23 protein-coding genes and 1 tRNA gene are annotated in these 21,864 nt (G+C 68.9%); 14 read left to right on the forward strand and 10 right to left on the reverse strand.

Translation table 11 applies throughout. The features are described from left to right. Positions 1-22: 22 nt before the first annotated feature. A complete protein-coding gene (locus BM360_RS01155) occupies positions 23-1,525 on the reverse strand; it encodes a sensor histidine kinase (RefSeq protein WP_093309532.1) in 1,503 nt (500 codons plus the stop codon). 74 nt (positions 1,526-1,599) lie between these two features. Further along, complete coding sequence (locus BM360_RS01160) at positions 1,600-1,842, reverse strand: NepR family anti-sigma factor (protein WP_131819146.1); 243 nt, start codon at positions 1,840-1,842, stop codon at positions 1,600-1,602. 247 nt (positions 1,843-2,089) lie between these two features. On the opposite strand from BM360_RS01160, the gene BM360_RS01165 reads away from it, so the two are divergent. The 3 genes from BM360_RS01165 to BM360_RS01170 all read left to right on the forward strand — a co-directional run bounded on the left by BM360_RS01165 (position 2,090) and on the right by BM360_RS01170 (position 3,842). Next, a complete protein-coding gene (locus BM360_RS01165) occupies positions 2,090-2,887 on the forward strand; it encodes a response regulator (protein ID WP_093309535.1) in 798 nt (265 codons plus the stop codon). A gap of 89 nt (positions 2,888-2,976) precedes the next feature. Then, positions 2,977-3,114 (forward strand): hypothetical protein, encoded by a 138-nt coding sequence (locus tag BM360_RS19420; protein ID WP_207544569.1) that lies wholly within the window; start codon positions 2,977-2,979, stop codon positions 3,112-3,114. A gap of 89 nt (positions 3,115-3,203) precedes the next feature. After that, positions 3,204-3,842, forward strand: coding sequence for a sigma-70 family RNA polymerase sigma factor (locus tag BM360_RS01170; protein ID WP_093313550.1), 639 nt, complete (start codon positions 3,204-3,206; stop codon positions 3,840-3,842). 57 nt (positions 3,843-3,899) lie between these two features. Here the strand turns inward: BM360_RS01170 and BM360_RS19425 are convergent, their stop codons facing one another. Then, on the reverse strand, positions 3,900-4,073 hold the full coding sequence (locus BM360_RS19425; RefSeq protein WP_165611167.1) for a hypothetical protein: 174 nt from the start codon (positions 4,071-4,073) through the stop codon (positions 3,900-3,902). Between the two features lie 73 nt (positions 4,074-4,146). Here BM360_RS19425 and BM360_RS01175 point away from each other — a divergent pair, with 73 nt between their 5' ends. From BM360_RS01175 to BM360_RS01200, 6 genes are all read left to right on the forward strand, one after another. Further along, positions 4,147-6,834 (forward strand): bifunctional [glutamine synthetase] adenylyltransferase/[glutamine synthetase]-adenylyl-L-tyrosine phosphorylase, encoded by a 2,688-nt coding sequence (locus tag BM360_RS01175; protein ID WP_093309537.1) that lies wholly within the window; start codon positions 4,147-4,149, stop codon positions 6,832-6,834. After that, positions 6,828-7,322 carry a peroxiredoxin gene (locus tag BM360_RS01180; RefSeq protein ID WP_093309539.1) on the forward strand — a complete coding sequence of 165 codons (495 nt, stop codon included), beginning with the start codon at positions 6,828-6,830 and terminating at the stop codon, positions 7,320-7,322. The genes BM360_RS01175 and BM360_RS01180 overlap by 7 nt, the downstream gene beginning before the upstream one ends. 45 nt (positions 7,323-7,367) lie before the next feature. Continuing rightward, positions 7,368-8,186, forward strand: coding sequence for a ferritin-like domain-containing protein (locus tag BM360_RS01185; RefSeq protein ID WP_093309541.1), 819 nt, complete (start codon positions 7,368-7,370; stop codon positions 8,184-8,186). Between the two features lie 99 nt (positions 8,187-8,285). Beyond that, the gene (locus tag BM360_RS01190; protein ID WP_093309543.1) at positions 8,286-8,924 is read left to right on the forward strand and encodes a M23 family metallopeptidase; all 639 of its coding nucleotides are present in this window, start codon (positions 8,286-8,288) and stop codon (positions 8,922-8,924) included. Between the two features lie 44 nt (positions 8,925-8,968). Then, positions 8,969-9,295: a HesB/IscA family protein gene (locus BM360_RS01195; protein ID WP_093309546.1), complete on the forward strand. Its 327-nt coding sequence runs from the start codon at positions 8,969-8,971 to the stop codon at positions 9,293-9,295. Between the two features lie 23 nt (positions 9,296-9,318). Further along, positions 9,319-10,095, forward strand: coding sequence for an exodeoxyribonuclease III (locus BM360_RS01200; RefSeq protein ID WP_093309548.1), 777 nt, complete (start codon positions 9,319-9,321; stop codon positions 10,093-10,095). Between the two features lie 42 nt (positions 10,096-10,137). Here BM360_RS01200 and wrbA read toward each other — a convergent pair whose 3' ends face one another. Then, complete coding sequence (gene wrbA / locus BM360_RS01205) at positions 10,138-10,737, reverse strand: NAD(P)H:quinone oxidoreductase (protein WP_093309550.1); 600 nt, start codon at positions 10,735-10,737, stop codon at positions 10,138-10,140. Positions 10,738-10,838: 101 nt separating this feature from the next. Here wrbA and BM360_RS01210 point away from each other — a divergent pair, with 101 nt between their 5' ends. Then, positions 10,839-11,768, forward strand: a complete 930-nt coding sequence (locus BM360_RS01210) for a LysR family transcriptional regulator (protein WP_093309552.1) — start codon at positions 10,839-10,841, stop codon at positions 11,766-11,768. A 194-nt stretch (positions 11,769-11,962) separates the two neighbouring features. Here the strand turns inward: BM360_RS01210 and BM360_RS01215 are convergent, their stop codons facing one another. The 3 genes from BM360_RS01215 to BM360_RS01225 form a co-directional block, all read right to left on the reverse strand. Beyond that, the gene (locus tag BM360_RS01215; RefSeq protein WP_093309554.1) at positions 11,963-13,513 is read right to left on the reverse strand and encodes a 2-isopropylmalate synthase; all 1,551 of its coding nucleotides are present in this window, start codon (positions 13,511-13,513) and stop codon (positions 11,963-11,965) included. Between the two features lie 267 nt (positions 13,514-13,780). Then, entirely contained in the window at positions 13,781-16,267 is a 2,487-nt protein-coding gene (locus tag BM360_RS01220; RefSeq protein ID WP_093309557.1) for an ABC transporter permease, read from the reverse strand. Then, complete coding sequence (locus BM360_RS01225; RefSeq protein ID WP_242653245.1) at positions 16,264-16,971, reverse strand: ABC transporter ATP-binding protein; 708 nt, start codon at positions 16,969-16,971, stop codon at positions 16,264-16,266. The genes BM360_RS01220 and BM360_RS01225 overlap by 4 nt, the downstream gene beginning before the upstream one ends. 2 nt (positions 16,972-16,973) lie before the next feature. Here BM360_RS01225 and BM360_RS01230 point away from each other — a divergent pair, with 2 nt between their 5' ends. After that, positions 16,974-17,633, forward strand: coding sequence for an arylesterase (locus tag BM360_RS01230; protein WP_093309563.1), 660 nt, complete (start codon positions 16,974-16,976; stop codon positions 17,631-17,633). A gap of 125 nt (positions 17,634-17,758) precedes the next feature. Continuing rightward, complete coding sequence (locus BM360_RS01235; protein ID WP_131819147.1) at positions 17,759-17,950, forward strand: hypothetical protein; 192 nt, start codon at positions 17,759-17,761, stop codon at positions 17,948-17,950. Between the two features lie 13 nt (positions 17,951-17,963). Here the strand turns inward: BM360_RS01235 and BM360_RS01240 are convergent, their stop codons facing one another. Continuing rightward, positions 17,964-18,182, reverse strand: coding sequence for a DUF2171 domain-containing protein (locus BM360_RS01240; protein WP_093309569.1), 219 nt, complete (start codon positions 18,180-18,182; stop codon positions 17,964-17,966). 202 nt (positions 18,183-18,384) lie between these two features. Here BM360_RS01240 and BM360_RS01245 point away from each other — a divergent pair, with 202 nt between their 5' ends. Beyond that, positions 18,385-19,596: a DUF2252 family protein gene (locus BM360_RS01245; protein ID WP_093309572.1), complete on the forward strand. Its 1,212-nt coding sequence runs from the start codon at positions 18,385-18,387 to the stop codon at positions 19,594-19,596. A gap of 332 nt (positions 19,597-19,928) precedes the next feature. Here BM360_RS01245 and BM360_RS01250 read toward each other — a convergent pair whose 3' ends face one another. Next, the gene (locus BM360_RS01250; protein ID WP_093309574.1) at positions 19,929-20,141 is read right to left on the reverse strand and encodes a hypothetical protein; all 213 of its coding nucleotides are present in this window, start codon (positions 20,139-20,141) and stop codon (positions 19,929-19,931) included. Between the two features lie 352 nt (positions 20,142-20,493). On the opposite strand from BM360_RS01250, the gene BM360_RS01255 reads away from it, so the two are divergent. Next, entirely contained in the window at positions 20,494-21,438 is a 945-nt protein-coding gene (locus tag BM360_RS01255; RefSeq protein ID WP_093309576.1) for a hypothetical protein, read from the forward strand. Between the two features lie 288 nt (positions 21,439-21,726). Here BM360_RS01255 and BM360_RS01260 read toward each other — a convergent pair. Beyond that, positions 21,727-21,800: transfer RNA gene (locus BM360_RS01260), tRNA-Gln, on the reverse strand. Positions 21,801-21,864 lie beyond the last annotated feature (64 nt).

A 21,864-nucleotide genomic window follows, 5' to 3' on the forward strand; every position in this document is an offset into this window, starting at 1 on the left:
CGGCGGCTGCGTGCCGCCGCCGTCACACGTGCGCGCTGATCTCGACGGAGAAACGGCCCTCTATCGGATCGCGATTGAGCGGTGCGCGCAGCTGACGGCCCAGGCCGGTGATCACCCGATCAAACCGCTCGGCGCTTGGATGTTGCCGGCAGGCCTCGTCGCGCAGCGCCTCCGCCTGCACCGAGAGGGTCGCGCGCCCGTCGCGTTCGGCGGGGCACAGCACCACGGCGATGCGGCCGGTCGGATCACAGGTCATCGCCAGCTCGACAATCTCGGTGATCAGGAAAGCGATCGGCACCGCCACGTCCTGTGTGGCATAGAGCGGCGCCAGATCCAACGTGATCGCCAGATGGCTGGCCGACGCCGGCGCGGTGGCGCGTAGATTGGCCGCCAGTTCGCCGATCAGCGCGCGCAACCCGACGCCGCGGTTTTCCTCAAGCTCGGCATAGTGATTGCGGTGCACCACCGCGAGTGCATCCACCCGCCGCTGGATCGAAGCATAGGCGTCGGCGACCGCCGGCTCGGACACGCCGCGGGCATGCAGGTTGATCAGGCTGGCGACGACCTGGAGATTGTTCTTGACCCGGTGATGCACCTCCCGCGTCAGCTTCGTCTGTCGGGCGAGGCCTTCCTCCAGTTCATGCTCGTGCGTGGCCAGCTGTTCGGTCACGCGCTGGAAGGCGGCGCCAAGGCCGCGTATCTCGGTCGCCGGCGTGGCGAGGACCGGCAGGACCAGCGGCCCATCGGTCGTACGATAATCGCCGATAGCGGCCTGCAATTGCAGCAGCGGCTGGATCAGCAGGCGATTGACCACCGCCCAGCCGATGATCGCGGCAGCCAGCCACATCAGCAGCGGCAGCAAGGTCAGCAGCAGCTCGACTGCGCTGGTCTGCAGGTCCGTCAGGGTCAGTTCGAGCTGCACCTGCCCGCCAGCCACCGGCGACGACACGGTGATCGCCGGACCCACGCCACTATTGTCGCCGGCAAGCAGGATCGCATTGCCGCCCTCACGCAGCACCATGCGATGCTGGCCGACCAGCGCCACCGGTCGAGTGATATCCGTCAGCGCCGCCACCGCGATTTCCCCGACGCCGAACGGCGCGCCCTGCGCCACCCGCGCCTCGAACCGCAGCCGCCGCTCGGCCGGCAGCAGCCTGACCTCAGTCGCGAAGATCTGTTCGGGCGCGAGCGCGGGTGCGGCGGAGAAGCCGGCCGTGCGGCAGAGCATTCGGCCGCGTGGGTCGAACAGCGCGAAATCCACCGGCAGGCGCTGCGATCGACGGAGCGCGTCCAGCCGCTGACGGCATTGTTCGGGATCGACCGTGGTTTGGCCAAGCTCGGTCGTCGCCGTCCGCAGCTCGAGCGACTCGCGGGCGACCGCGGAGGACAATTGCTGTGCGGCAGTGGCAGCGAGCGCGCGTGCATCCGCCTCGCGCCGGAGCCGGTTCGTTTGCGCCGATTCAAGCGAGGCGAATACAGCGATCAGCCCCAAAGGCAGCAACGCCGCCGTCAGGATCAACAGCATCCGAATCCCGGTCGATAGACGCGGGCCGGTGTGCCGGTCGCGAGAAACAGTCTGGGTCGCGGGCACGATGCCCGTCAGCTGAGCTTGCCCAGCAGGTCAAGCATTTCCTGTGGGATATCCTCGTTGACCGCCTGGGTGTAGACGTTGCGCAGCGTCTGGCCCAGCCCACCCTCGCGGGGGCGCACAGGCGCTGCCTTGCGCTTTGCCGGCTTGGCCGCGCTCTTCTTCTCGTCGTCGCCCACCAACTCGATCGTCCCCTCGCTCACACCTCGAATCGCCGCACCGGGTGGGCGGACGTGAATAACGCCGGCGGTCACGAACCCCCTGCCACGCCCGCCCTAAAGCGGTCATTAGCAACATACGGATAATTTGCCGTCGCGGCCGTGGAAACAAAATTGTCGAACGTTGGTTCCGAGTTCGGGAGCGGGGCGATAAAACATGCCTCGCAGCTTCATCATGCCGGCCGGTGCCGGGTGGGCCATGCCTGCCGGTGCCGGTCGGCATATGGACGATTTGCCGTGCGTCGTATCGGCGCGCAGGATTTTTCGAGGAGTAGTGCCCCAGATGTCGCTCGGCCAGGAACTCGCCCCGCACCTTCCCTTCCTGCGCCGCTATGCGCGCGCGCTCACCGGGAGCCAGCAGCACGGCGACGCCTATGTGCGTGCGGCGCTGGAGGCGATCGTCGCTGCTCCCGGCGATTTCCCGCGCGATGTCGACGCGCGGCTCGGCCTGTATCGCACCTTCCAGCGCATCTGGAGCTCGACCAACGACGACGAGCAGAGCGATGCCGATCCCGTGAGCGACGGCACCGAGGCGATCGCGCAGGCGCGTCTGGCGCGGATCACGCCGCGTTCGCGCCAGGCCTTGCTGCTGACCGCGATGGAAGGCTTCACGCCCGAGGACGCGGCCTATCTGATCGAGGGCACGCCCGACGAGGTCGAGGCGCTCGTCGCCGATGCGCTGGCCGAGATCGAGCGGCAGACGCGCGCGGACGTGCTGATCATCGAGGATGAGCCGATCATCGCGATGGATCTGGAAACCATCGTGCGCGATCTCGGCCACTCGGTGAACGGCGTCGCCGTCACGCGGGACGAGGCGGTGTCGCAGGCGCTGGCACAGCGGCCGACGCTTGTCCTCGCCGACATCCAGCTGGCCGACGACAGCTCGGGTATCGATGCGGTGAAGGACATCTTGGCCGAGTTCTCCGTGCCGGTCATCTTCATCACCGCCTTCCCCGAGCGGCTGCTGACCGGCGAGCGGCCGGAGCCGACATTCCTGATTACCAAGCCGTTCCAGCGCTCCACCGTGAAGGCGGCGATCAGTCAGGCGCTCTTCTTCGACAGCACGACCGTTCCCGCCTGAGCCGGCAGCGGCACCACGGCGCGCGGGATGGAACCGCCCGCGCGCAGGGGGCGTTCGTGACGGGATTGCATCGAATGAAGGGGCAGCCCGTGGCACAGGAAGAAGTTCATCTGAACCAGGATCGGGCGCGCGCCGGGGCGACGCCCAAGATGACGCGCTACATTCTCGGCATCTCGCTGCCGCTGATCGTTATCGCCTTCCTCATCATCCTGTTCGTCTACCGGTGAACGAAGTGTCCGGGGCGGTCCTCGCAATCGCTCCGAGACCGTCCTATGTAGGGGAGGCGGGCAGGGTACCGCCGCTTGGGAGCAGTCCAATTTCCGACACAGACGACCAGGATGGCGAGATCGTCGCGCCTGCGGCCGAACCCGTTCCGCTGCCCGATGCCGAGTTCAAGGACGAGCTGGCACGGGTGATCCCGCACCTGCGCGCCTTCGGCCGCTCGTTGTCAGGCAATCGCGATCTGGCCGACGATCTGGTGCAGGAAACCCTGCTCAAGGCGTGGGCCGCGCGCCGCCGCTTCCAGGCGGGCACCAACATGCGCGCTTGGACCTTCATCATCCTGCGCAACCTGTTCCTCAGCCAGATGCGCCGCGCGCGCTTCAAGGGTGAATGGGACGAGATCACCGCATCCAAGCTGCTCGCCGCGCCGGCCAGCCAGGATCGCCATGTCGAACTGGGCGACATGCAGCGTGCACTCATGCACCTGCCGGCGCCGCAGCGTGAGGCGCTTATCCTCGTCGGCGCTGGCGGCTTCGCCTATGAGGAAGCGGCCGAAATCTGTGGCTGCGCCGTCGGCACGATCAAGAGCCGCGTCGCGCGTGGCCGGGTCGCGCTGGAGGCGCTGTTGTCGGAGGGCAAGCTGCCGCCGCGCCGAGATCATGAGGCGGAGCCCGGCAAGACGGCGCTCCAATCCATTATGGGTGAAGTTGACGAGCTCAGCCGCTCGCGTTGATAGAAAAAGGGGCCGCGATCGACTTCGCGGCCCCTTTTTCGTTTGTCTGCACCGGCGTCAGCGAAGCCGGGTGAGCATGTCCACGATATCAGCCGGCAGATCGTGCCCGCGCGGCAGATAGGCGGTGCGCAACGCATCACCGACGCCTTGGTGCGGGGCAGGTGCCGGAACGCGCATCGTCGCTTTCACGTTTCCGCCTCCTTCGCCACCTTGTTGGTTGATCCACATCATAAACGTCCAACGCCGCATCGGGCGGCGGGTTTCCTTCCTTTCTCGCTCGTAACGGCTGCACTCGGAGCGTGTCGTGGCGGTAACACTTAGTGAACGAGAGATTGATGCCGCGCTCGATCGTGTGCAGCGGGACGCGCCCTTCCTCCGCCGCCTCGCCAATCAGCGGCCGGAGATCGTCACTGCGCTGCGGTCGGGCGGTTTGGCTGCTGCACAGGCAGCGGCCTTGTCCGAGGCAGAAGAGCCAGTCGCCCGACGGCTGCGGCGGCAGCGCGCAGGTGTCGCACTGGCCGTGGCTCTGGCGGACCTGGCCGGCATCGCCTCGCTTGAAGACGTGTGCGGCGCTTTATCGCACTTCGCCGATCATGCTCTCGACGCCGCGATCCGCGCTGCCATCGAGGAGCGGGGGCATGAGCCGGCGGGCTTCGCCGCGCTTGCATTGGGCAAGCATGGCAGCGGGGAGCTGAACTACTCCTCCGACATCGATCCCATCCTGATCTTCGACCGCGACGCCCTGCCGCGCCGCCCGCGTGAGGAGCCGGTGGAGGCGGCGGTGCGGATCGCCCGACGCGTGGTGGAGTTGCTCCAGTCGCGCGATGGCGACGGCTATGTCTTTCGCGTCGATCTCCGTCTGAGGCCCTCGCCCGAGGCGACGCCGCTCGCGCTGCCCTATGAAGCTGCCATCGGCTATTATGAGTCGAGCGCGCTTCCCTGGGAGCGGGCGGCGTTCATTCGGGCACGCGCCTGCGCCGGCGATGTGGGGCTGAGCACACGCTTCCTCGATGCGGTGCGGCCGTTCGTCTGGCGCCGGGCGCTCGATTTCGGCGCGATCCGTGAGATCCGCGGCATTTCCCGCCGTATCCGCGATCACCATTCGCGCGGGCAGCGCTTCGGCCCCGGCTATGATCTCAAACGGGGCAGGGGCGGCATTCGCGAGGTCGAGTTCTTCGCCCAGATCCACCAGCTTATCTTCGGCGGTCGTGACCCCTCTCTCCGCGCGCCTGCCACGCTCGCCGCACTCGGTGCGCTGGCCACGGCCGGCCGGATCGATGCAGGCGAGGCCGCGGATCTTGGCGAGGCCTATCGCCTGTTCCGCACCATCGAGCATCGTCTGCAGATGGTCGACGATCAGCAGACGCACAGTCTGCCGCGGGATGCGGCCGCGCTGGATGGGGTTGCGCGGCTTCACGGCGTGGCCGACGGGGCCGCTTTGCTGGCGCTGCTGCGCGGGCCGGTGGAGCGGGTCGGCACCATCTACGATGCGCTCGACGATGGCGGCGCCGCCGGCCTGCCCGAGGCGCCCGACGCACTGGAGGAGTCGCTGGCAGCCGCTGGCTTCGCCGATCCCGCAGCGGCGCGCGCGCGAATCGAGGCGTGGCGAGGGGCTGGCCCGCGTGCGCTGCGGGGCGCGACAGCCCGAGCGACGATGGAAGCGATGCTGCCCGGCCTCATCGGCGCGCTCGGCCGGGCGGCCGATCCCGGCACCGCGCTGCTCCGCTTCGATGCGCTGCTGCAAGGCCTGCCGAGCGCGATCAACCTGTTCCGCCTGCTCGAGGCGCAGCCCGCGCTCGCCCGGTTACTGGGCGACATCCTCGCGCATGCACCGACACTCGCCGAGGCGCTCGGCCGGCGGCCGGCCCTGCTCGACGGGCTGATCGACGCCAGCGCGCTGGCCTGCGCCCCCGAGACACCCGCTCTCCTTGAGGAGTTTGCGGCCGGAGAGCGCGGCGACGACTATCAGGCGCTGCTCGATCGCGTCCGCCAGCTGGTCGGCGAACGGCGGTTCGCGCTCGGTGTCCAGCTCGTCGCGGGCACCTGCGATCCGCTAACGGTCGCGGAGGGCTATGCCCGCGTGGCCGAGGCCGCGCTGCTCACGCTCACCCGCGCCACCGTCGCGGAGTTCGAGCGGGCGCATGGCCGCGTACCCGGAGGGGAGCTGGTCGTCCTGGCGCTCGGCCGGCTGGGCGGCGGGGCGCTCACCCACGCATCCGATCTCGATCTGATCTACCTCTTCACCGGCGATCATCTGGCGGAATCGGACGGTGCCCGGCCGCTCGGCGCCACGCTTTACTTCAACCGGCTGGCGCAGCGCGTCTCGGCGGCGCTCAGCGTGCCGACGCCGTCTGGATCGCTCTACGAGGTGGATACGCGGCTGCGCCCCTCGGGCATGCAGGGGCCGCTCGCCAGTTCCACTGCCAGCTTCGCGCACTATCAGCGCAGCGGCGCGTGGACGTGGGAGCATATGGCGCTCACCCGCGCACGCGTCGTCTTCGGCGGAGAGGCGGCGCGCGCCGAGGTCGAGGCGATCATCGCGGACACGCTGCGTGCCCCGCGGGACTGTGCCAAGCTGCTCGAAGACGCGCGGCGGATGCGCGGCGACGTCGCCCGGCACAAGCCGCCGGCGGGCGAGTTCGACGTCAAGCTCGTGCCCGGCGGCCTCGTCGATGCCGAGTTTGCGGTGCATGTCCGCCAGCTGTGCCGCCACATCGGCCTGTCGCCGCGGCTGCGCACCGCTGCCGCCGCACTGGCGGAGGCGGGGCTGCTGGGCGCCCGCTTCGCCGCGGATCACGCCTTTCTCACCCGGCTGCTCGTCACGTTGCGGCTGGTGAGCCCCGGCGGGGAGGAGCCGCCGCCCGCCAGCCGCGCCCTTGTCGCGCGGGCGTGCGGGCAGGAGAGTTGGGATGCGACGCTTGCGGCCTATGCCGCCGCACGGCAGGAGGTCGCCGCCGCATGGGCGGCAAGCGAGGAGGTGCTGGCATGCTGAACGAAGGCGACATGGCTCCGGAGGTCACGCTGACCACGCCCGACGGCGGCGCGCTGCCGCTCTCCTCGATGCGCGGCCACATCCTCGTCCTGTATTTCTATCCCAAGGACGATACGTCCGGCTGCACCAAGGAAGCGCAGGACTTTTCCGAGCTGAAGGCCGCGTTCGAGATGGAGGGCGCCTACATCCTCGGCGTGTCCAAGGATCCGCCCGCCAGCAAGACCAAGTTCATCGACAAATATGCGCTGCGCCACACACTCGCCTCCGACACCGAAGGCGCGGCGTGCGAAGCGTTCGGCACCTGGGTCGAGAAGAGCATGTATGGCCGCAAATATATGGGGATCGATCGGGCGACCTTCCTGATCGATCCCGAAGGCCGCGTCGTGAAGGCGTGGCGCAAGGTGAAGGTGCCCGGCCATGCCGATGCGGTGCTGAAGGCGGTCCGTGCGCTCAAGACGGCGGAGCAGAACACCACCTACCAGGCCTGACACGCTCGCTTGCGTCTCGCCCCCGCTGCCGCCAAGGGCGCGCGGGTGAGCCAAGCAGACACCGTGGCGCAGGCGGCGCGCGCCATTCTCCTCATCGCCGATCCCGCAGCCAAGGTGATGGCAGCGCGCGCCGCCGCGCGGGCGTGGCGCCTCGGCCGGCTTGTGCCCGCCTTTGATGTCGCCATGCCCGAGCGGCCGGCGCGCCCTGCCGTGCCCGAGCTGCTCCCGCCGAACCGGATGCCGAAGCGCGGGCGTGCCGGCAGCCTCGCTAGCCGGATCGCGCTGCTGCACGCGCTGGCGCATATCGAGTTCGTCGCCGTCGATCTCGCCGTCGATCTGATCGGCCGGTTTGGCGCCGTGTTCCGGCGCACCTTCCTCGACGACTGGTTCCGGGTGGCGGCGGAGGAGGCGATGCACTTCGCACTGCTCGACCGGCGGCTGCGCGCGCTCGGCAGCTTCTACGGCGCACTCCCTGCGCATGACGGCTTGTGGGAGGCGGCGGCGGAAACCGCGCACGATGCGCTCGCCCGGCTGGCAATCGTCCCGCTGGTGCTGGAGGCGCGCGGCCTCGACGTGACGCCGCAGACGGTGGACCGGCTGCGCGCCGCCGGGGACGAGCGATCCGCCGCCATCCTGACGCGCATCGCGATGGACGAGGTGCGCCACGTCGCCGCCGGCATGCGCTGGTATCTGCATGCCTGCGTGGCAGAAGGCGCCGACCCGCAAACGCGTTGGCAAATGCTTGTCCGGAAGCATTTTCGCGGCACGCTTAAGCCGCCGTTCAACGATTCAGCGCGCGGCCAAGCCGGTTTGACGCCGAACTGGTATGCGCCGCTTGCCCTTGTGGAACCGGCAGGACAGTAAACGGGGGTCAGCGCGGGAGGGGCAATTCCAACGCCGACACGAGCTTACGCCGCGGTCCGCCAGGTCCGCGCCAACGTCATCCGCGTGCCGGGGTGCTGAATGTCGTCCACCGTTTCCAACATCCGTTCTGCTGTCCGGTTCCTTGCGCTCGGCACCGCCGCGCTGCTCGCCGCCGCCCCGGCGATGGCCGGGACTGCCGATCCCACGTTCGAGGCGCTGTTCAATCAGTGGAAGTCATCCGACCGGCTGGGCGGCCGCGCCGTCTCGGTCCCGTCGGAGAAGCCGGTCAACGGCGTGTCCTTCACGTCGGGCTTCGGCGTCCGCTCCGATCCGTTCCGCGGGTCCGCGGCGATGCATGCCGGCGTCGATCTGGCAGGCGCGATCGGCACGCCGATCTACGCAACTGCTGATGGCGTGGTGAACTGGGCCAATTGGCGCGGCGGCTACGGCAATCTGGTCGAGGTCAATCATGGCCGCGGCATCGTCACCCGCTACGGCCACCTGTCGCAGATCATCGTCCATCCCGGCCAGCGCGTCCGCCGTGGCGAACTGATCGCCCGCATGGGCTCGACCGGGCGTTCGACCGGCAGCCACCTCCATTACGAGGTCCGTATCGACGGGCGCGCGGTCAACCCGATTCCCTATCTCCAGACGGCGGATTATGTCGCCAACCTCCAGAAGCGTGGCACCTCGACGCAGGTCGCGCTGGGCGGCCCCGAGGTTCCGGAAGAGGATTGAGCCTTCGTGTTGCGGGCGTACCGCGGCGCGCCTATCTTGAGCGCATGAGCGAGATCGATCTCACGCCCGCCGCCGCCGCCCGCGTGGCCGCGATCGCGACCAAGCAGAGCCGCCCACCGATCCTGCGCCTGTCGGTCGACGGCGGTGGATGCGCCGGCTTCTCCTATCGCTTCGGCTTTGCCGACGGGATCGAGGCGGATGACATTCGCGCCGAACGCGATGGCACCACCTTGGTCGTCGATCCGATCAGCCTCGATCTCGTCCGTGGCAGCGCCGTCGACTATGTCGATAACATGGGTGGCGCGAGCTTTCGCGTTACCAACCCCAACGCCGCATCGGGCTGCGGCTGCGGTTCCAGCTTCTCGATCTGACGCCGCGCCGCTAAGCGAGTGGCATGAGGATCGCGACCTTCAACATCAACGGCATCCGCGCGCGCATGCCGCGCCTGCTCGAATGGCTGGAGGAGACGCAGCCGGACGTCGCCTGCCTGCAGGAGATCAAGATCTCCGACGATCTGTTCCCCGCCGCCGAGCTGGAGGCGGTGGGATACAAGGCGATCTGGCATGGCCAGAAGGGGTTCAACGGCGTCGCCATCCTGTCGCGGGGCGAGGCTCCGGTCGAGCGGCGGCGCGGCCTGCCGGACGATCCCGATCCGACGCACAGCCGCTATCTCGAAGCGGAGGTGGGCGGCGTGATCGTCGCCTCCATCTATCTGCCCAATGGGAATCCGGTGCCGGGTCCGAAGTTCGACTACAAGCTCGCCTGGTTCGATCGGCTGATCGATCATGCCGCCAATCTGCTGGCCAGCGAGGCACCCGTTGTGCTGGCAGGCGACTATAACGTCATCCCCACCAACACGCATGACGACACCTTCTCCGTCCGCGCGATGAGCGCCGATGCGCTGCTCCAGCCCGAAAGCCAGGCGGCGTTCCGCCGTCTCCGCCATCAGGGCTGGACCGACGCGATTCGTACCCGCCACCCGCAGGGGCCGGTCTATACCTTCTGGGATTATCAGGCGGGCGCCTGGGCGCGCGATGCGGGTTTTCGCATCGATCATCTGATGCTCAGCCCCACCGCCGCCGACCGGCTGGTCGACGCGCAGGTCGACAAGCCCTTCCGCGACCGCGAGAAGGCGAGCGACCACGCGCCCGTGTGGGTGCGGCTGAGCTGATCCGGCTAGCCGCCCCGGCGCGCGCCGGGGCGGGCAGGCCGATCACCCCACCAGCTTGGCGGTCACCTCCGCCACATGCCGGCCCTGATGGCGCGCGGCCTCCAGTTCCTCCTCATGCACCGCCCGGCTGCCATCGCCCGCCGCGATCGTCGTCGCGCCATAGGGCGATCCGCCGCGCACCTCATCCACGCCCAGCATCGGCTTGAACGTGTAGGGCAGGCCGACGATCGTCATGCCGAAATGCAGCAGGTTGGTGATGATGGAGAACAAAGTCGTCTCTTGCCCGCCATGCTGGCTGGCGGTGGAGGTGAATGCCGCGCCGACCTTGCCGACCAGCTTGTCCTGCGCCCACAGGCCGCCCGTCTGATCGAGGAACGCCGCCATCTGCGACGGCATGCGGCCATAACGCGTGCCCGCACCGATGATGATCGCATCATAGTCGGCCAGTTCCGCGGGCTTGGCGATCTCGGCGGGCTGATCCAGCTTGAAGTGGGAGGAGCGGGCAACCTCTTCGGGCACCGTCTCCGGCACGCGCTTCACGACCACGTCGGCGCCTGCGCCACGCGCGCCCTCGGCGACGGCATAGGCCATCGTTTCGACATGACCGTAGGCGGAATGATAGAGGACGAGGATCTTCGGCACGGGCTGTCTCCCTGAAGGGCTCTGCTCGGCATCCTAGATAGCGGCTGGCGTCCGGCGCAGAAGAGGATATGATCGAAACGCATCGTTTCGGATCCTAGCCCATGCCGCACCTCCCCGATCTGGAAGCCTGGGCGGTGTTCGCCCGCGTGGCGGAGCAATCGAGCTTTGCCGGGGCCGCGCGCACGCTCGGGCTCAGCAAGGCGACCGTATCGAAGGCGGTCGCGCGGCTGGAGGCGCGGCTCGGGACGCCGCTGATCCACCGCACCTCGCGCCGGCTGGCGCTGACCGACGCCGGCCGCCTCGCGCTCGAACCGGCGCAGCGGATGCTGGCGGCAGGCGAGGCGGCGGAGGACTCGCTTGCCGATTGTGGCGAGCGGCCGCGCGGGCAGGTGCGGCTGGCCGCGCCCATGTCGTTCGGCATCGCGCATCTCGGCCCCGTGCTGGCCGAGTTCCTCGCCGAATATCCCGACATCTCGGTCGATCTGCGGCTGAGCGACGCGCGCACCGACCTGATCGGTGAGGGGATCGATCTGGCGCTCCGCATCGGCGTGCTGGAGGATAGCAGCCTGAAGGCGCGCCGCCTGTTCACCGTGCGCGCGCCGCTCGTCGCCGCACCCTCATGGATCGAGCGGCACGGTCGCCCGGCACATCCGCGCGACCTCGAACGTTGCCCGGCGATCATCTACACGCATGTCGCGCAGCCGACCCGCTGGCGCTTCCTCCACCCGGATGAGGGGGAGGCGGTGATCGAGGTGTCAGGCCGGATGCGCGTCGACAATGGCGATGTCGTCATGCCCGCCTTGCTCGCCGGCATCGGCATGGCGCGACAGCCTGAATTTCTTGCCTGGGAGGCGCTGCGCGACGGGCGGCTGGAGGAGCTGTTGCCGGAGTGGAGCTTTCCCGTGCCCGGCGGCCTTCATCTCGTCTCGCCGCCCGGCTCGATCCGTCCGGCCCGCGTGCAGGCGCTCGCCGAATGGCTGGCCAAGGCGTTCCTGCGCAAACCCTGGGCCTATGCTGAAGGGCCGGAATGACGGCGGGGGCGCTGCCGGGGTCGTCAGCTCGGCGTCGCCAGCCCCTTGGTGCTCGGCTTCGCCGCGATGGTCTTCTTGACCTCCTTCTTCGGCTTGCGCGCTTCCTTGTTGCTCTTGACCTGACCCTTGGCCATCGCTCGCTCTCCGCTTCGTGAGGTTGCGGAAGGTGGCAGCGCCACCCTCCGCACGCAAGCTCAACCCGCGGCGGCCTCGACCGGTGCCCGGCCGCGCTTTACCATCAGCTTGTTGAGCGCATTCACATAGGCGCGCACGCCTGCCACCAAGGTATCGTGATGTGCCCCGCGGCCGCGCGCGGTGCGGCCCGCCTCGGACAGCAGCACGCTCGTCTCCGCCTGCGCATCGGTGCCGCCGGTGACGGCATGGACCTCGTAGCGCTCCAGCGCCGCATCGGCATGCGGCACCAGCGCGCGCACCGCCGCGAACAAGGCGTCGATCGGCCCGGTCCCCCGCGTCGTCGCGGTCTGCGACACGCCGTCGATGCTGAGCGTCAGGATTGCGCGCGCGGGGCCCGTGCCGCAGTGGATCTCCACTTCCTCCACCTGGATGCGGTCATGGCCGCGCAGCACCTCGTCATCGACTAGCGCGAGGATGTCCTCGTCGAAGATCGCCTTCTTGGCGTCGGCCAGTTCCTTGAAGCGGGCGAACGCGTCCTGAAACGCGTTGTCGCCCAGTTCGTAGCCCAGCTCCTCCAGCTTCTGGCGGAAGGCGGCGCGGCCCGAATGCTTGCCCATGACGAGGCTGGATTTGGTCAGGCCGACGCTTTCGGGCGTCATGATCTCGTAGGTGGAGCTGTCCTTCAGCATCCCATCCTGATGGATGCCGCTCTCGTGCGCGAAGGCGTTGGCGCCGACGATCGCCTTGTTCGGCTGCACCTGGAAGCCGGTGATGCCGGAGACGAGACGACTGGCGCGGGTGATCTCGGTCGCGACGATGTTGGTGCGGAACGGCATGACGTCATGGCGCACCTTCATCGCCATCGCGATCTCCTCGATTGCGGCATTGCCCGCGCGCTCGCCGATGCCGTTGATGGTCGATTCCACCTGCCGCGCGCCCGCCGCGATCGCCGCCAGCGTGTTGGCGACGCCGAGGCCCAAATCGTTATGACAATGCGTCGAGAAGACCGCCTGATCCGCGTTCGGCACGCGCGCGATCACGTCGCGGAACATCGCGGCATAGGTTTCGGGCGTGGCATAGCCGACCGTGTCGGGCAGATTGATCGTCCGTGCGCCCGCGCGAATTGCGGTCTCCACCGCACGGCAGAGGAAGTCGGGCTCGCTCCGCGTCGCATCTTCGGCCGACCATTCGACATCGGGGCAGAGCGAGCGGGCGAGCGCGACGGTGCGCTCGATCGCCGCGATCGTTTCCTCGGGCGTCTTGTTCAGCTTCACCTTCATGTGCAGCGGGGAGGTGGCGATGAAGGTGTGGATGCGCGGGCGGCGGGCATGGCGCACCGCCTCCCAGGCGCGTTCGATATCGGCATTGGCGGCGCGCGCGAGGCTGGCGACGGTCGCCCGCTCGCACTGGCGGGAGACTTCGCTTACCGCCTCGAAATCGCCGGGTGAGGCGATGGCGAAGCCCGCCTCGATAATGTCGACGCCGAGCGCCTCCAGCTGCGCTGCGACCTGCAATTTCTCCTCGAGGTTCATCGAGCAGCCGGGCGATTGTTCGCCATCGCGCAGGGTTGTGTCGAAGATCAGGACGGTGTCGGTGGTGCGGTCGGTCACGGGCGGCGCTCCTCGTCGCGCTTGGTTCCTGTCGGGGTGTCTGGTCCCTTAGGCGTCCGTGGGTGCGCCGCATCCTCGCGCGCAAAATCCCCTCCGCGCCTAAGGGCGCGTAAGTCGAAGCAGGAGAAGGCTGCGGACCGCGATCATGGCGGGTGCTTACCTCCACTTCGCCAGCGAAGTCCAGTGCACGCGCGAAAACGCCAATAAGTGTCCATAGCACGCAACATTATTGCTCGGTACGAACATCGGTCCCAATTGGAAACGAGCTTACAGCCGCCTCAACGCCTCCGCCGGACGTGCGCGCAGCACGCTCAGGCTCCCGGCCAGTCCGATGCCCACCGTCGTCGCTACCGCTGCCGCCACGGTCAGGGCGATCGTCCCCCAGGCCGGTGCCCATGGCAGCTCCAGCACATGGACGACGACATACCAGCCGCCGGCCGTGCCGATCGCCAGCGCGACGATGGTCAGGATCGCGGACAGAAGCGCATATTCCATCGCCTGCGCTGCCAGCAGCTGTCGCCGCGTGCCGCCGACCAGCTTCAGGATCACGCTGTCATAGCGCCGCGCATCCGTCGCCGCCGCCACCGCGCCGACCAGCACGGCGATGCCCGCCGCCACCGTCACGCCCGCCGCCACCCGGATCGCCAGCGCCAGTTGGCCGAGCAGCTCGCCCACCTTGCCGATCACGTCACCCACCCGGATCAGCGTGACGGACGGGAGCGCCGCCGCCACGCCGCGCGCGACCGCCCCGTCGCGTCCGGCAGGGGAATAGACGCTCGCCAGCAGGCTGTGCGGCGCTTCCTGGATGTAGCCCGGCGAGAAGACGATGGCGAAGTTGAGGCCGAGCCCGCCCCAGTCGATCCGCCGCAGCGCCGCCACCCGTGCGGGCACCTCGACCCCAAGCACCGAGACGGTGAGCATGTCGCCCACCTTCAGCCCCAGCGCCGCTGCCGCCCGATCCTCGATCGAGACGAGCGGGGGGCCGCGATAATCCGCCGGCCACCAGCGCCCCGCCACCACCTCGTTGCGCGGCGGCACCGCGGCGGACCAGGTCAGCGTCCGATCCCCGCGCAGCACCCAGCTGTCCGCCGTCGCCCCGCGCAGCCGCGCCACCGGCACGCCCTTCAGCGCGCTGATCGATCCACGGAGCGACGGCACCATCTCGATTCCCGCACCCGGCGCTGCCGCCGCTACCGCCCGGCGGAAGGCGGCGGCGTCCGCCGGCTGGAGATCGACGGCGAAGAAGCGCGGTGCCTTCTCGGGCGCGCCCTTCGCCAGCTCCGCCGACAGGCTCGTGTCGATGGCGGCGATCGCGACGAACAGGGAAAAGCCGAGCCCCAGCGCCACCACCAGCCGATCCGTCTGCGCGCCCGGGCGGTGCAGATTGCCCAGCGCCAGCCGCAGCAACGGTCGCCGCGGCCGGGGCAGGCGCGCCAGCCCCGCGCGGACCGCCAACCCTACGCCCCACAGCAGCAGGATCAGCCCCGCCGCCGCCGCGACGAAGCCCGCCGCCAGCGCCCGGTCGCTCGCGGTCAGCACGGCGAGCGCGACCAGCAGGGCGACGATCACCGCCATCGCCATGAGCAGCCGCAGCGACGGACGCGCGGCGGAGCCGACCGGCCCGCGCAGCAGCCGCGCGGCGGGCACCGCCCGCGCCCGTGCCAGCGCCGGCAGCGCGAACAGCAAGGCGACGAGCACGGCCAGCCCCGCGGCACTTGCCAGCGGCACGGGATAGAGCGCCAGCCGCGGCGGCACCGGCAAGGCGGCGCCCGCCGCCCACGCGACGATCCACGGCACCGCGGCTCCCAGCGCGAGTCCGCCCGCCACACCGCCGGCAACGACGAGGCCCAGCTCGGCCAGGATCATCACCGCGACAATTCGGGACGTGGCGCCGAGCACCTTCAACGTGGCGATGATCCGAGTCTTGCCCGCCAGATAGGCCGCGACGCCGCTGCCGACCCCAACGCCCGCGATGACCAGCGCGGCCAATCCGACCAGCAGCAGGAACTGTCCCAGCTGCGCGATGCCGCGCCGCACGCCGGAGGCTGCCGCCTCGCTCGTCCGCGCCGTCCAGCCGGCACCGGGGAAGCGCGCGACCAGCCTGTCGCCGGTCCGCTTCGCCGCCTCCGGTTGCGCCAGCCGCACGCGGTAACGGCTCTCATACAGGCTGCCGGGCTGGACCAGCCCGGTCGCCTCCAGCCCCGCCTGATCGACGATAACGGGCAACCCCAGCGCGAACCCGGCGCCCAGCCGGTCCGGCTCCGCGGCGATCAGGCCGATGATGCGCAGCCGCGCCGCGCCGATGGTCAGGCTTTGGCCAACGCGGACGCCCAGCCGCTCCGCCAGCGCAGGCGCGATCGCCACCTGCCGGCCGTGCGGACGCGGCGCCAGCGCGCCGGGCATCAGCCGGAAGCGGCCGATCAGCGGCCAGCGATCGTCCACCCCGCGCAGGTCGATCAGCGCCGGCGCACCCCCCGCACTCGCCATCGCGCGCATCGAGACGACTTCGGACAGGCGACCCGCTTGCGCGAACACGGCCGTCTCCTCAACGCTGGCGCGGCGCTGCGAGACGCGCAGCTCCACATCGCCGCCCAGCATCTCGCGCCCCTGCGCATCCAGCGCCCCCGTCAGGCTGGCAGCGAGGCTGCCGATGCCGGCGAGTGCGGCGGTGCCGAGAAACAGGCACAGTGCCAGCAGCGCCAGACCGCGGCCGCCGCGCCTCAGGTCGCGGAGCGCGAGCCGCCAGGCGATCACGCGCGCGGCCGGTCGGCGACGATGCGACCGTCCGCCAGCTCGATCACGCGGCCGCAGCGTGCGGCCAGCGACGGATCGTGCGTGATGACGAACAGGGTCGCGCCGCTCGCCTCCGCCCGGGCGAAGATCAGGTCCATGATGGCATGGCCGTTGCGCGTGTCGAGATTGCCGGTCGGCTCGTCGGCGAACAGCAGAGCAGGGGCGGTGACCAGTGCGCGGGCGATCGCAACGCGCTGCTGCTCCCCACCCGAAAGCTGTGCGGGATAATGGCCGGTGCGATGCGCGAGGCCGACCGCCGCCAGCTCCGCCTCCGCCCGCGCAAAGGCGTCGCCATCGCCGGCAAGCTCCAGCGGCACGGCGACATTCTCCAGCGCGGTCATCGTCGGCAGCAGGTGGAAGGCCTGCAGCACGATGCCGATGCGCCCGCGCCGCGCCGTCGCCAGCGCATCCTCGCTCAGCGCTGCGAAATCGAGACCGTCGACCCGCACCTCGCCCGCGCTCGCCTGCTCAAGCCCCGCGAGCACCGCCATCAGCGAGGATTTGCCCGAGCCCGAAGGCCCGAGCAGCGCCACCGTCTCGCCCGCGCCGACATCGAGATCGATGCCACGCAGGATCTCGACGCGCGCGGGCGGTTGCCCGAGCGACAGGCGGAGGTTCCGCGCGACGATCAGCGCGTTATGCTGGGGTGGTGTGGAGAGGGTCACGGATGATGCGATATGGATGGTCTCGGTGCCTTGTCCACCTCGGCTTGGTTGCAGCGTTGCTGTTCGGCGCACCGGCTGGCGCATCGCGCGAGCGGCCGCTGGTCTGGGCCTATGGCGACAGCCTCGTCGCGGGCTATGGCCTGCCGCCTGCGCAGGGCTTCACCGCGCAGTTGCAGGCGGCGCTGCGCCGGGCAGGCGTCGCCGCCACGGTGCGCAACGGCGGTGTCGCGGGAGACACGACCGCGCAGGCCCGCGCGCGCCTGCTGTGGGGCCTGCGCGGCCTGCGGGCGCAGCCCGATCTGGTGATCGTGGAGCTGGGCGCGAACGACATGTTGCGCGGCCTGCCGCCCGCGCAGGCCCGCACCAACCTCGACGCGATCCTGACCGAGCTGCGCCGCCGGCGTATCCCCGTGCTCCTCGCTGGCATGCGCGCCGCACCCAATCTCGGTGCCGCCTATGCCCGCGAGTTCGAGGGCGCCTATCCCGCGCTCGCCCGCAAGCATGGTACGGCGCTCTACCCCTTCTTCCTCGACGGCAGCGCCGGGCGGCGTGAGCTGACCCAGGCTGATGGGCTTCATCCAAACGCGCGCGGCGTGGCCGTGATCGTCGCGCGAATGCTGCCGCAGGTTCGCGCTGCCCTGCGGCAGGCGGGCGGCCGCTGAGGCAAGAGGCAGTTCCGCGACGGCCGCCAATAAGCCGCAATCCGGCCCTGCCGTAACGTCAGCCCGCTTTCCTGCGGGCCCGAACTGCGCCCAGGCTCGTTCACCCGGCACAACGGAGGATGAGCATGACCGATCCAGAACGCTCATTCGGGTTTGCCGGGCGGTATCTGCTCCTCCTGATCATCGCCGCGCTGGTCGCACTGCTTGCGGTCGCGATCTACGGCGCGCGAGAGGCGCCTGAGGCGAAGCGCGGTGAGCTGGGGCCGCTGAGCGACGATCCCTCCCGCAAGGATGCCGCGCCGCCAGTCGCACGCTGACGGCGGCCGGAACCTACGCCTGGGACGCGTCCGCCGCGGTTGCGGTCAGCGTCACGGTGTTGCCCTTGATGTCCTGGACGAGCCCGGCGGACACATAATGATGCTCGCCGTCCGGGCTGCCGGCCTTGGTCAGCTTGATCCGGTCGCCCTCCAGACTGTCGACGACGCCGACATGCACGCCGTCGCTGCCGACGATTTCCATGTGCGATTTGATGATGTTGGCCTCGGGCATATCCGCTCTCCTGTGGGTACGTGACGGGCAACGCGCCACCGGCGGGATCGGGATCATGCCGCAAAGCCGGGCAGGGCGCTTGGGCCGGACTTGAGGACGTCGGCCGAGCCGATTGAGCGAACCCGCGGTGCTCCCGATCTTGCCGCGACATAGTTCGACACAAATCTTCCTAACCTGCGTTTATGTCTCCCTATCCGGGAGAATGCACCTGCCCAGCCCTGCCGCCGACAACCGGCTTGCGGTCCTGACCGCCGTTCGATCCCTCAAGATGGCGCGTTCCGCCCATGCCTACGTGCGCGGCAATACGGCCAAGTTCTACGAATGGCTGGCCGCGTCGCCGGCGGCTCGTCGCGTGCCCGTGGGGCCGCCGGTTTGGATCTGCGGGGATTGCCACCTCGGCAATCTTGGACCGATCACCGACGGCGATGGAAGTCTCGCGATCCAGATCCGCGATCTCGATCAGGCGGTCATCGGCAACCCCGCGCACGATCTCATCCGCCTCGGCCTGTCGCTTGCGACCGCGGCGCGTGGCTCAGACCTGCCCGGCGTCGCGACCGCGCGGATGATCGAGCAGATGGTCGAGGGCTATGCCGCCGCCATGCGCGACCCGGAGCGCGGCGATGCGGGTCCCGAGCCCGATGCGGTGCGCAGCGTCCGCCGCCGTGCCCACGCCCGCCGCTGGCGCCACCTCGCCCGCGAACGGCTCGACACGACCGAGCCGAAGATCCCGTTCGGCAAGAAGTTCTGGCGGCTGGAGCAGGCGGAGCACGACGCCATCCGCGCCGTATTCGAGGAGCCGGCGGTCGCCTCCCTTGTCCTGTCGCTCGACCACAAGGATGCCGAGCGGCGGCTGCGCGTCGTCGATGCCGCTTACTGGATGAAGGGGTGCAGTTCGCTCGGTCTCTTGCGCTTCGCGGCGCTGGTTGGCCTGCAGAACGTGAAGGGCCGCTCCGATTATGCGCTGATCGACATGAAGGAGGCCGTCGCCCCGATCGCGCCCGCGGCGAGAGGCGCGAAGATGCCGGCCGACAATGCCGAGCGGGTCGTCACCGCGGCACGAGCTCTCTCTCCCCATCTCGGCGATCGCATGATGCCCGTGCACATGCTCGACCGATCACTGTTCATCCGCGAGCTCGCGCCGCAGGACCTCAAGCTTGAGGTCGGCCAGTTCAGCGAGCGGCAGGCAGCCAAGGCGGCCCACTATCTCGCCTTCGTCGTCGGCAAGGCACACGCCCGCCAGATGGACGATGCCACGCGCAAGGACTGGTCCCGCATGCTCGAAGCCGACCGCCGCAGCGCCATCGATGCGCCGAGCTGGCTATGGGAAAGCGTGGTCTCGTTGGCGGGCAGCCACGAGGCGGGCTACCTCAACCATTGCCGCGAATATGCGATCGGAGCGTCGCAGGCGGCGTGAGAGGCTGGCGTGACAACGCCGGTGTCTCGTGCGTCAAGGCAAGATCGTTCAGCTGCAAAGGAGCCTCCGCTCGCACACGGCAAGCGGAGGCCCAGAGCCCCGCCGGAGGGGTCGCATCCTCGGCTTCGACCCGCTTTCGCGGGTGCGCCCTCCTAGCCGGCTCGGCAGGTGGACGAGGTGACGACGGGCACACCCGATCAGAATGACGTACGAATGCTCGCCAGCTCCGTGCGGACGGCTGGACGCCTGCCGGACCACACCGTGAAGTGGTTTCAACGGCCCGACAAAAGGCTCTTGCGCAGCGCCTGATCCCGCAGGGCGGGCCAAGGCAGTTACTGCACTGTTGCATCCGCCACCGCTGCGGTGCCGATGGCGCCACGGCGCTGCGCCACCGCCGACTGATCTGATTCACGGCCGGTCAACGTGGTGCGATCGCCCTGGGCAGCGGCAGGCACCTTGTTCTCTAGGTAGCTGGCAGCAAGGGCGAAGCACAGGATGATGAGGCCGATCGCGCCGTAACCCAAATAGGATCGGCCCTTGTTCATCTTCTTAACCTCATGCTGACTGGATCGGCCACGCTGAACGCGCTCAGGGCATGTCGGGTCCGGAAAGGTGTGCGTGACCGGGACAGGTCAGCTCCACCGACGGCCCGCTCGATCATCCTACCCCCAACAGGCTGAGGCGCGTTCACGATTGCCTCGACCTCGATGACAATTTGCTTGCCGCTGGCAGCCGCCATCACGTCCCTTTCAGCCACGCGTGCAGGACAGAGTGCAGGCGGCAGCCGGGCATGACCTCGTCCTTAGCGGCTCGCCGCGGGCGGGCGCTGCTCCGCCTTGCCGAGCCGCTGCGGCGTGCTAATCTGATCATCCTGTTCTTCAAAGCGGGAGGCGGCACGTGGCGGATTTCTTCAACAAGGCCAAAACGGAATATGCGACGCTGAAGAAGACCCTTGAGGGTTATGTCACTGCACTGGAAAAGCTGGAGAATAACAACGGCTACCAACTGCGGCTGGCGACCGAGGCGGGGGACGAGATCAGCCGCAGGATCGAGGTGCTGCGCGGCCAGGGGACCGACGGCGACACGATCGGCGATTTCGACCGGGACAAGGACGTCAAGGCTTCGCTGGCAGCGATCAAGGATGCCACCAGCAAGAGCGACAGCTACGTCAAGGAATTCGCCAAGACGATCGCGCTTACCAAGATGGTCCAAGTCGATTTCGAAGATCTGGCAAAACGCTGCGACAAGGAAGTGGCCGATCGCACGAAGAAGAAGGATCGCAAGGTGCTGGCGATCGACTCCAAGTCGCTACCGCTGATCGAGGAACTGGCTGACAAGGCGCGCGCGAAGGGCAAGTCGGTCGACCGCGACGTGGTCAAGGCGTTCAAGCCGATCAGCCCGCCCGATGCAAAGCAGGTCATCGCCGAAGCGGTGAAGAACGCCAAGGACGTCGCCGCCAAGGACAATGCGGAGATGGGTGATCGCAGCCTGCAGGATAAGCGCGTGTTCGGTAAGCGGCGCGATCAGGCGCTCGGCGCCTGCGCTGCGACGATCAAGGCGTGCAAGATCTCCGACAATGCGGTCAAGGCAGGCAACATGTCCGAGGCGAAGAAGGCGATCGTCGAGGCCAACAACCAGATGAAGATCGTCATGCTGCATACCAAGCATTACACCGACCTGATGAAATCGGTGCAGCCCGGGCTGAGGCGTATCTACGAGAATGATGCGAAATATGCTCACATCATGCCCGGCATCAAGGCGATGCAGCGCGAGGCCCTGGAGGCGGGAAAAGCGCTGAAGGCATCGGCGGAGAAGGTGAAGGCGGCCAAGCAGCCCGCCTGATCCACGGTGCACGGGTGGGCGGCGCGCCGCCCACCCGCGCGCGGCACGATCAACGCCGTCGCGCCATCCCGTCAGGCCTGTTCAGATGCCGGACCGTGTGGACCTGCACGAGCACATGACGGGGACAAGCAGCGGGATAACGCCGCCACCCACTCTCCGCGCGCGACGACCACGCGACCCCTCAGGCTCTGACCGCCACCAATCACCGCGTCGGGTAGGCTTTACGATGGAGCGATTCGGCTGGCTGGGATGAAAGCCGGGCTCTCACAGCAGCCAATCTCAACCGGCTGGATGCCCCGTGAGGATTCGAACCTCAATTGACGGAGTCAGAGTCCGTAGTCTTACCTTTAGACGACGGGGCATCGGCCGGGAGCGCGCGAGATAGAAGGGCGCTCGGGGCCTGTCAACGGCGCTGAGCAGCCCTTG

The organism is Sphingomonas jatrophae (genome assembly GCF_900113315.1).
GTDB classification, from domain to species: Bacteria; Pseudomonadota; Alphaproteobacteria; order Sphingomonadales; family Sphingomonadaceae; genus Sphingomonas_P; species Sphingomonas_P jatrophae.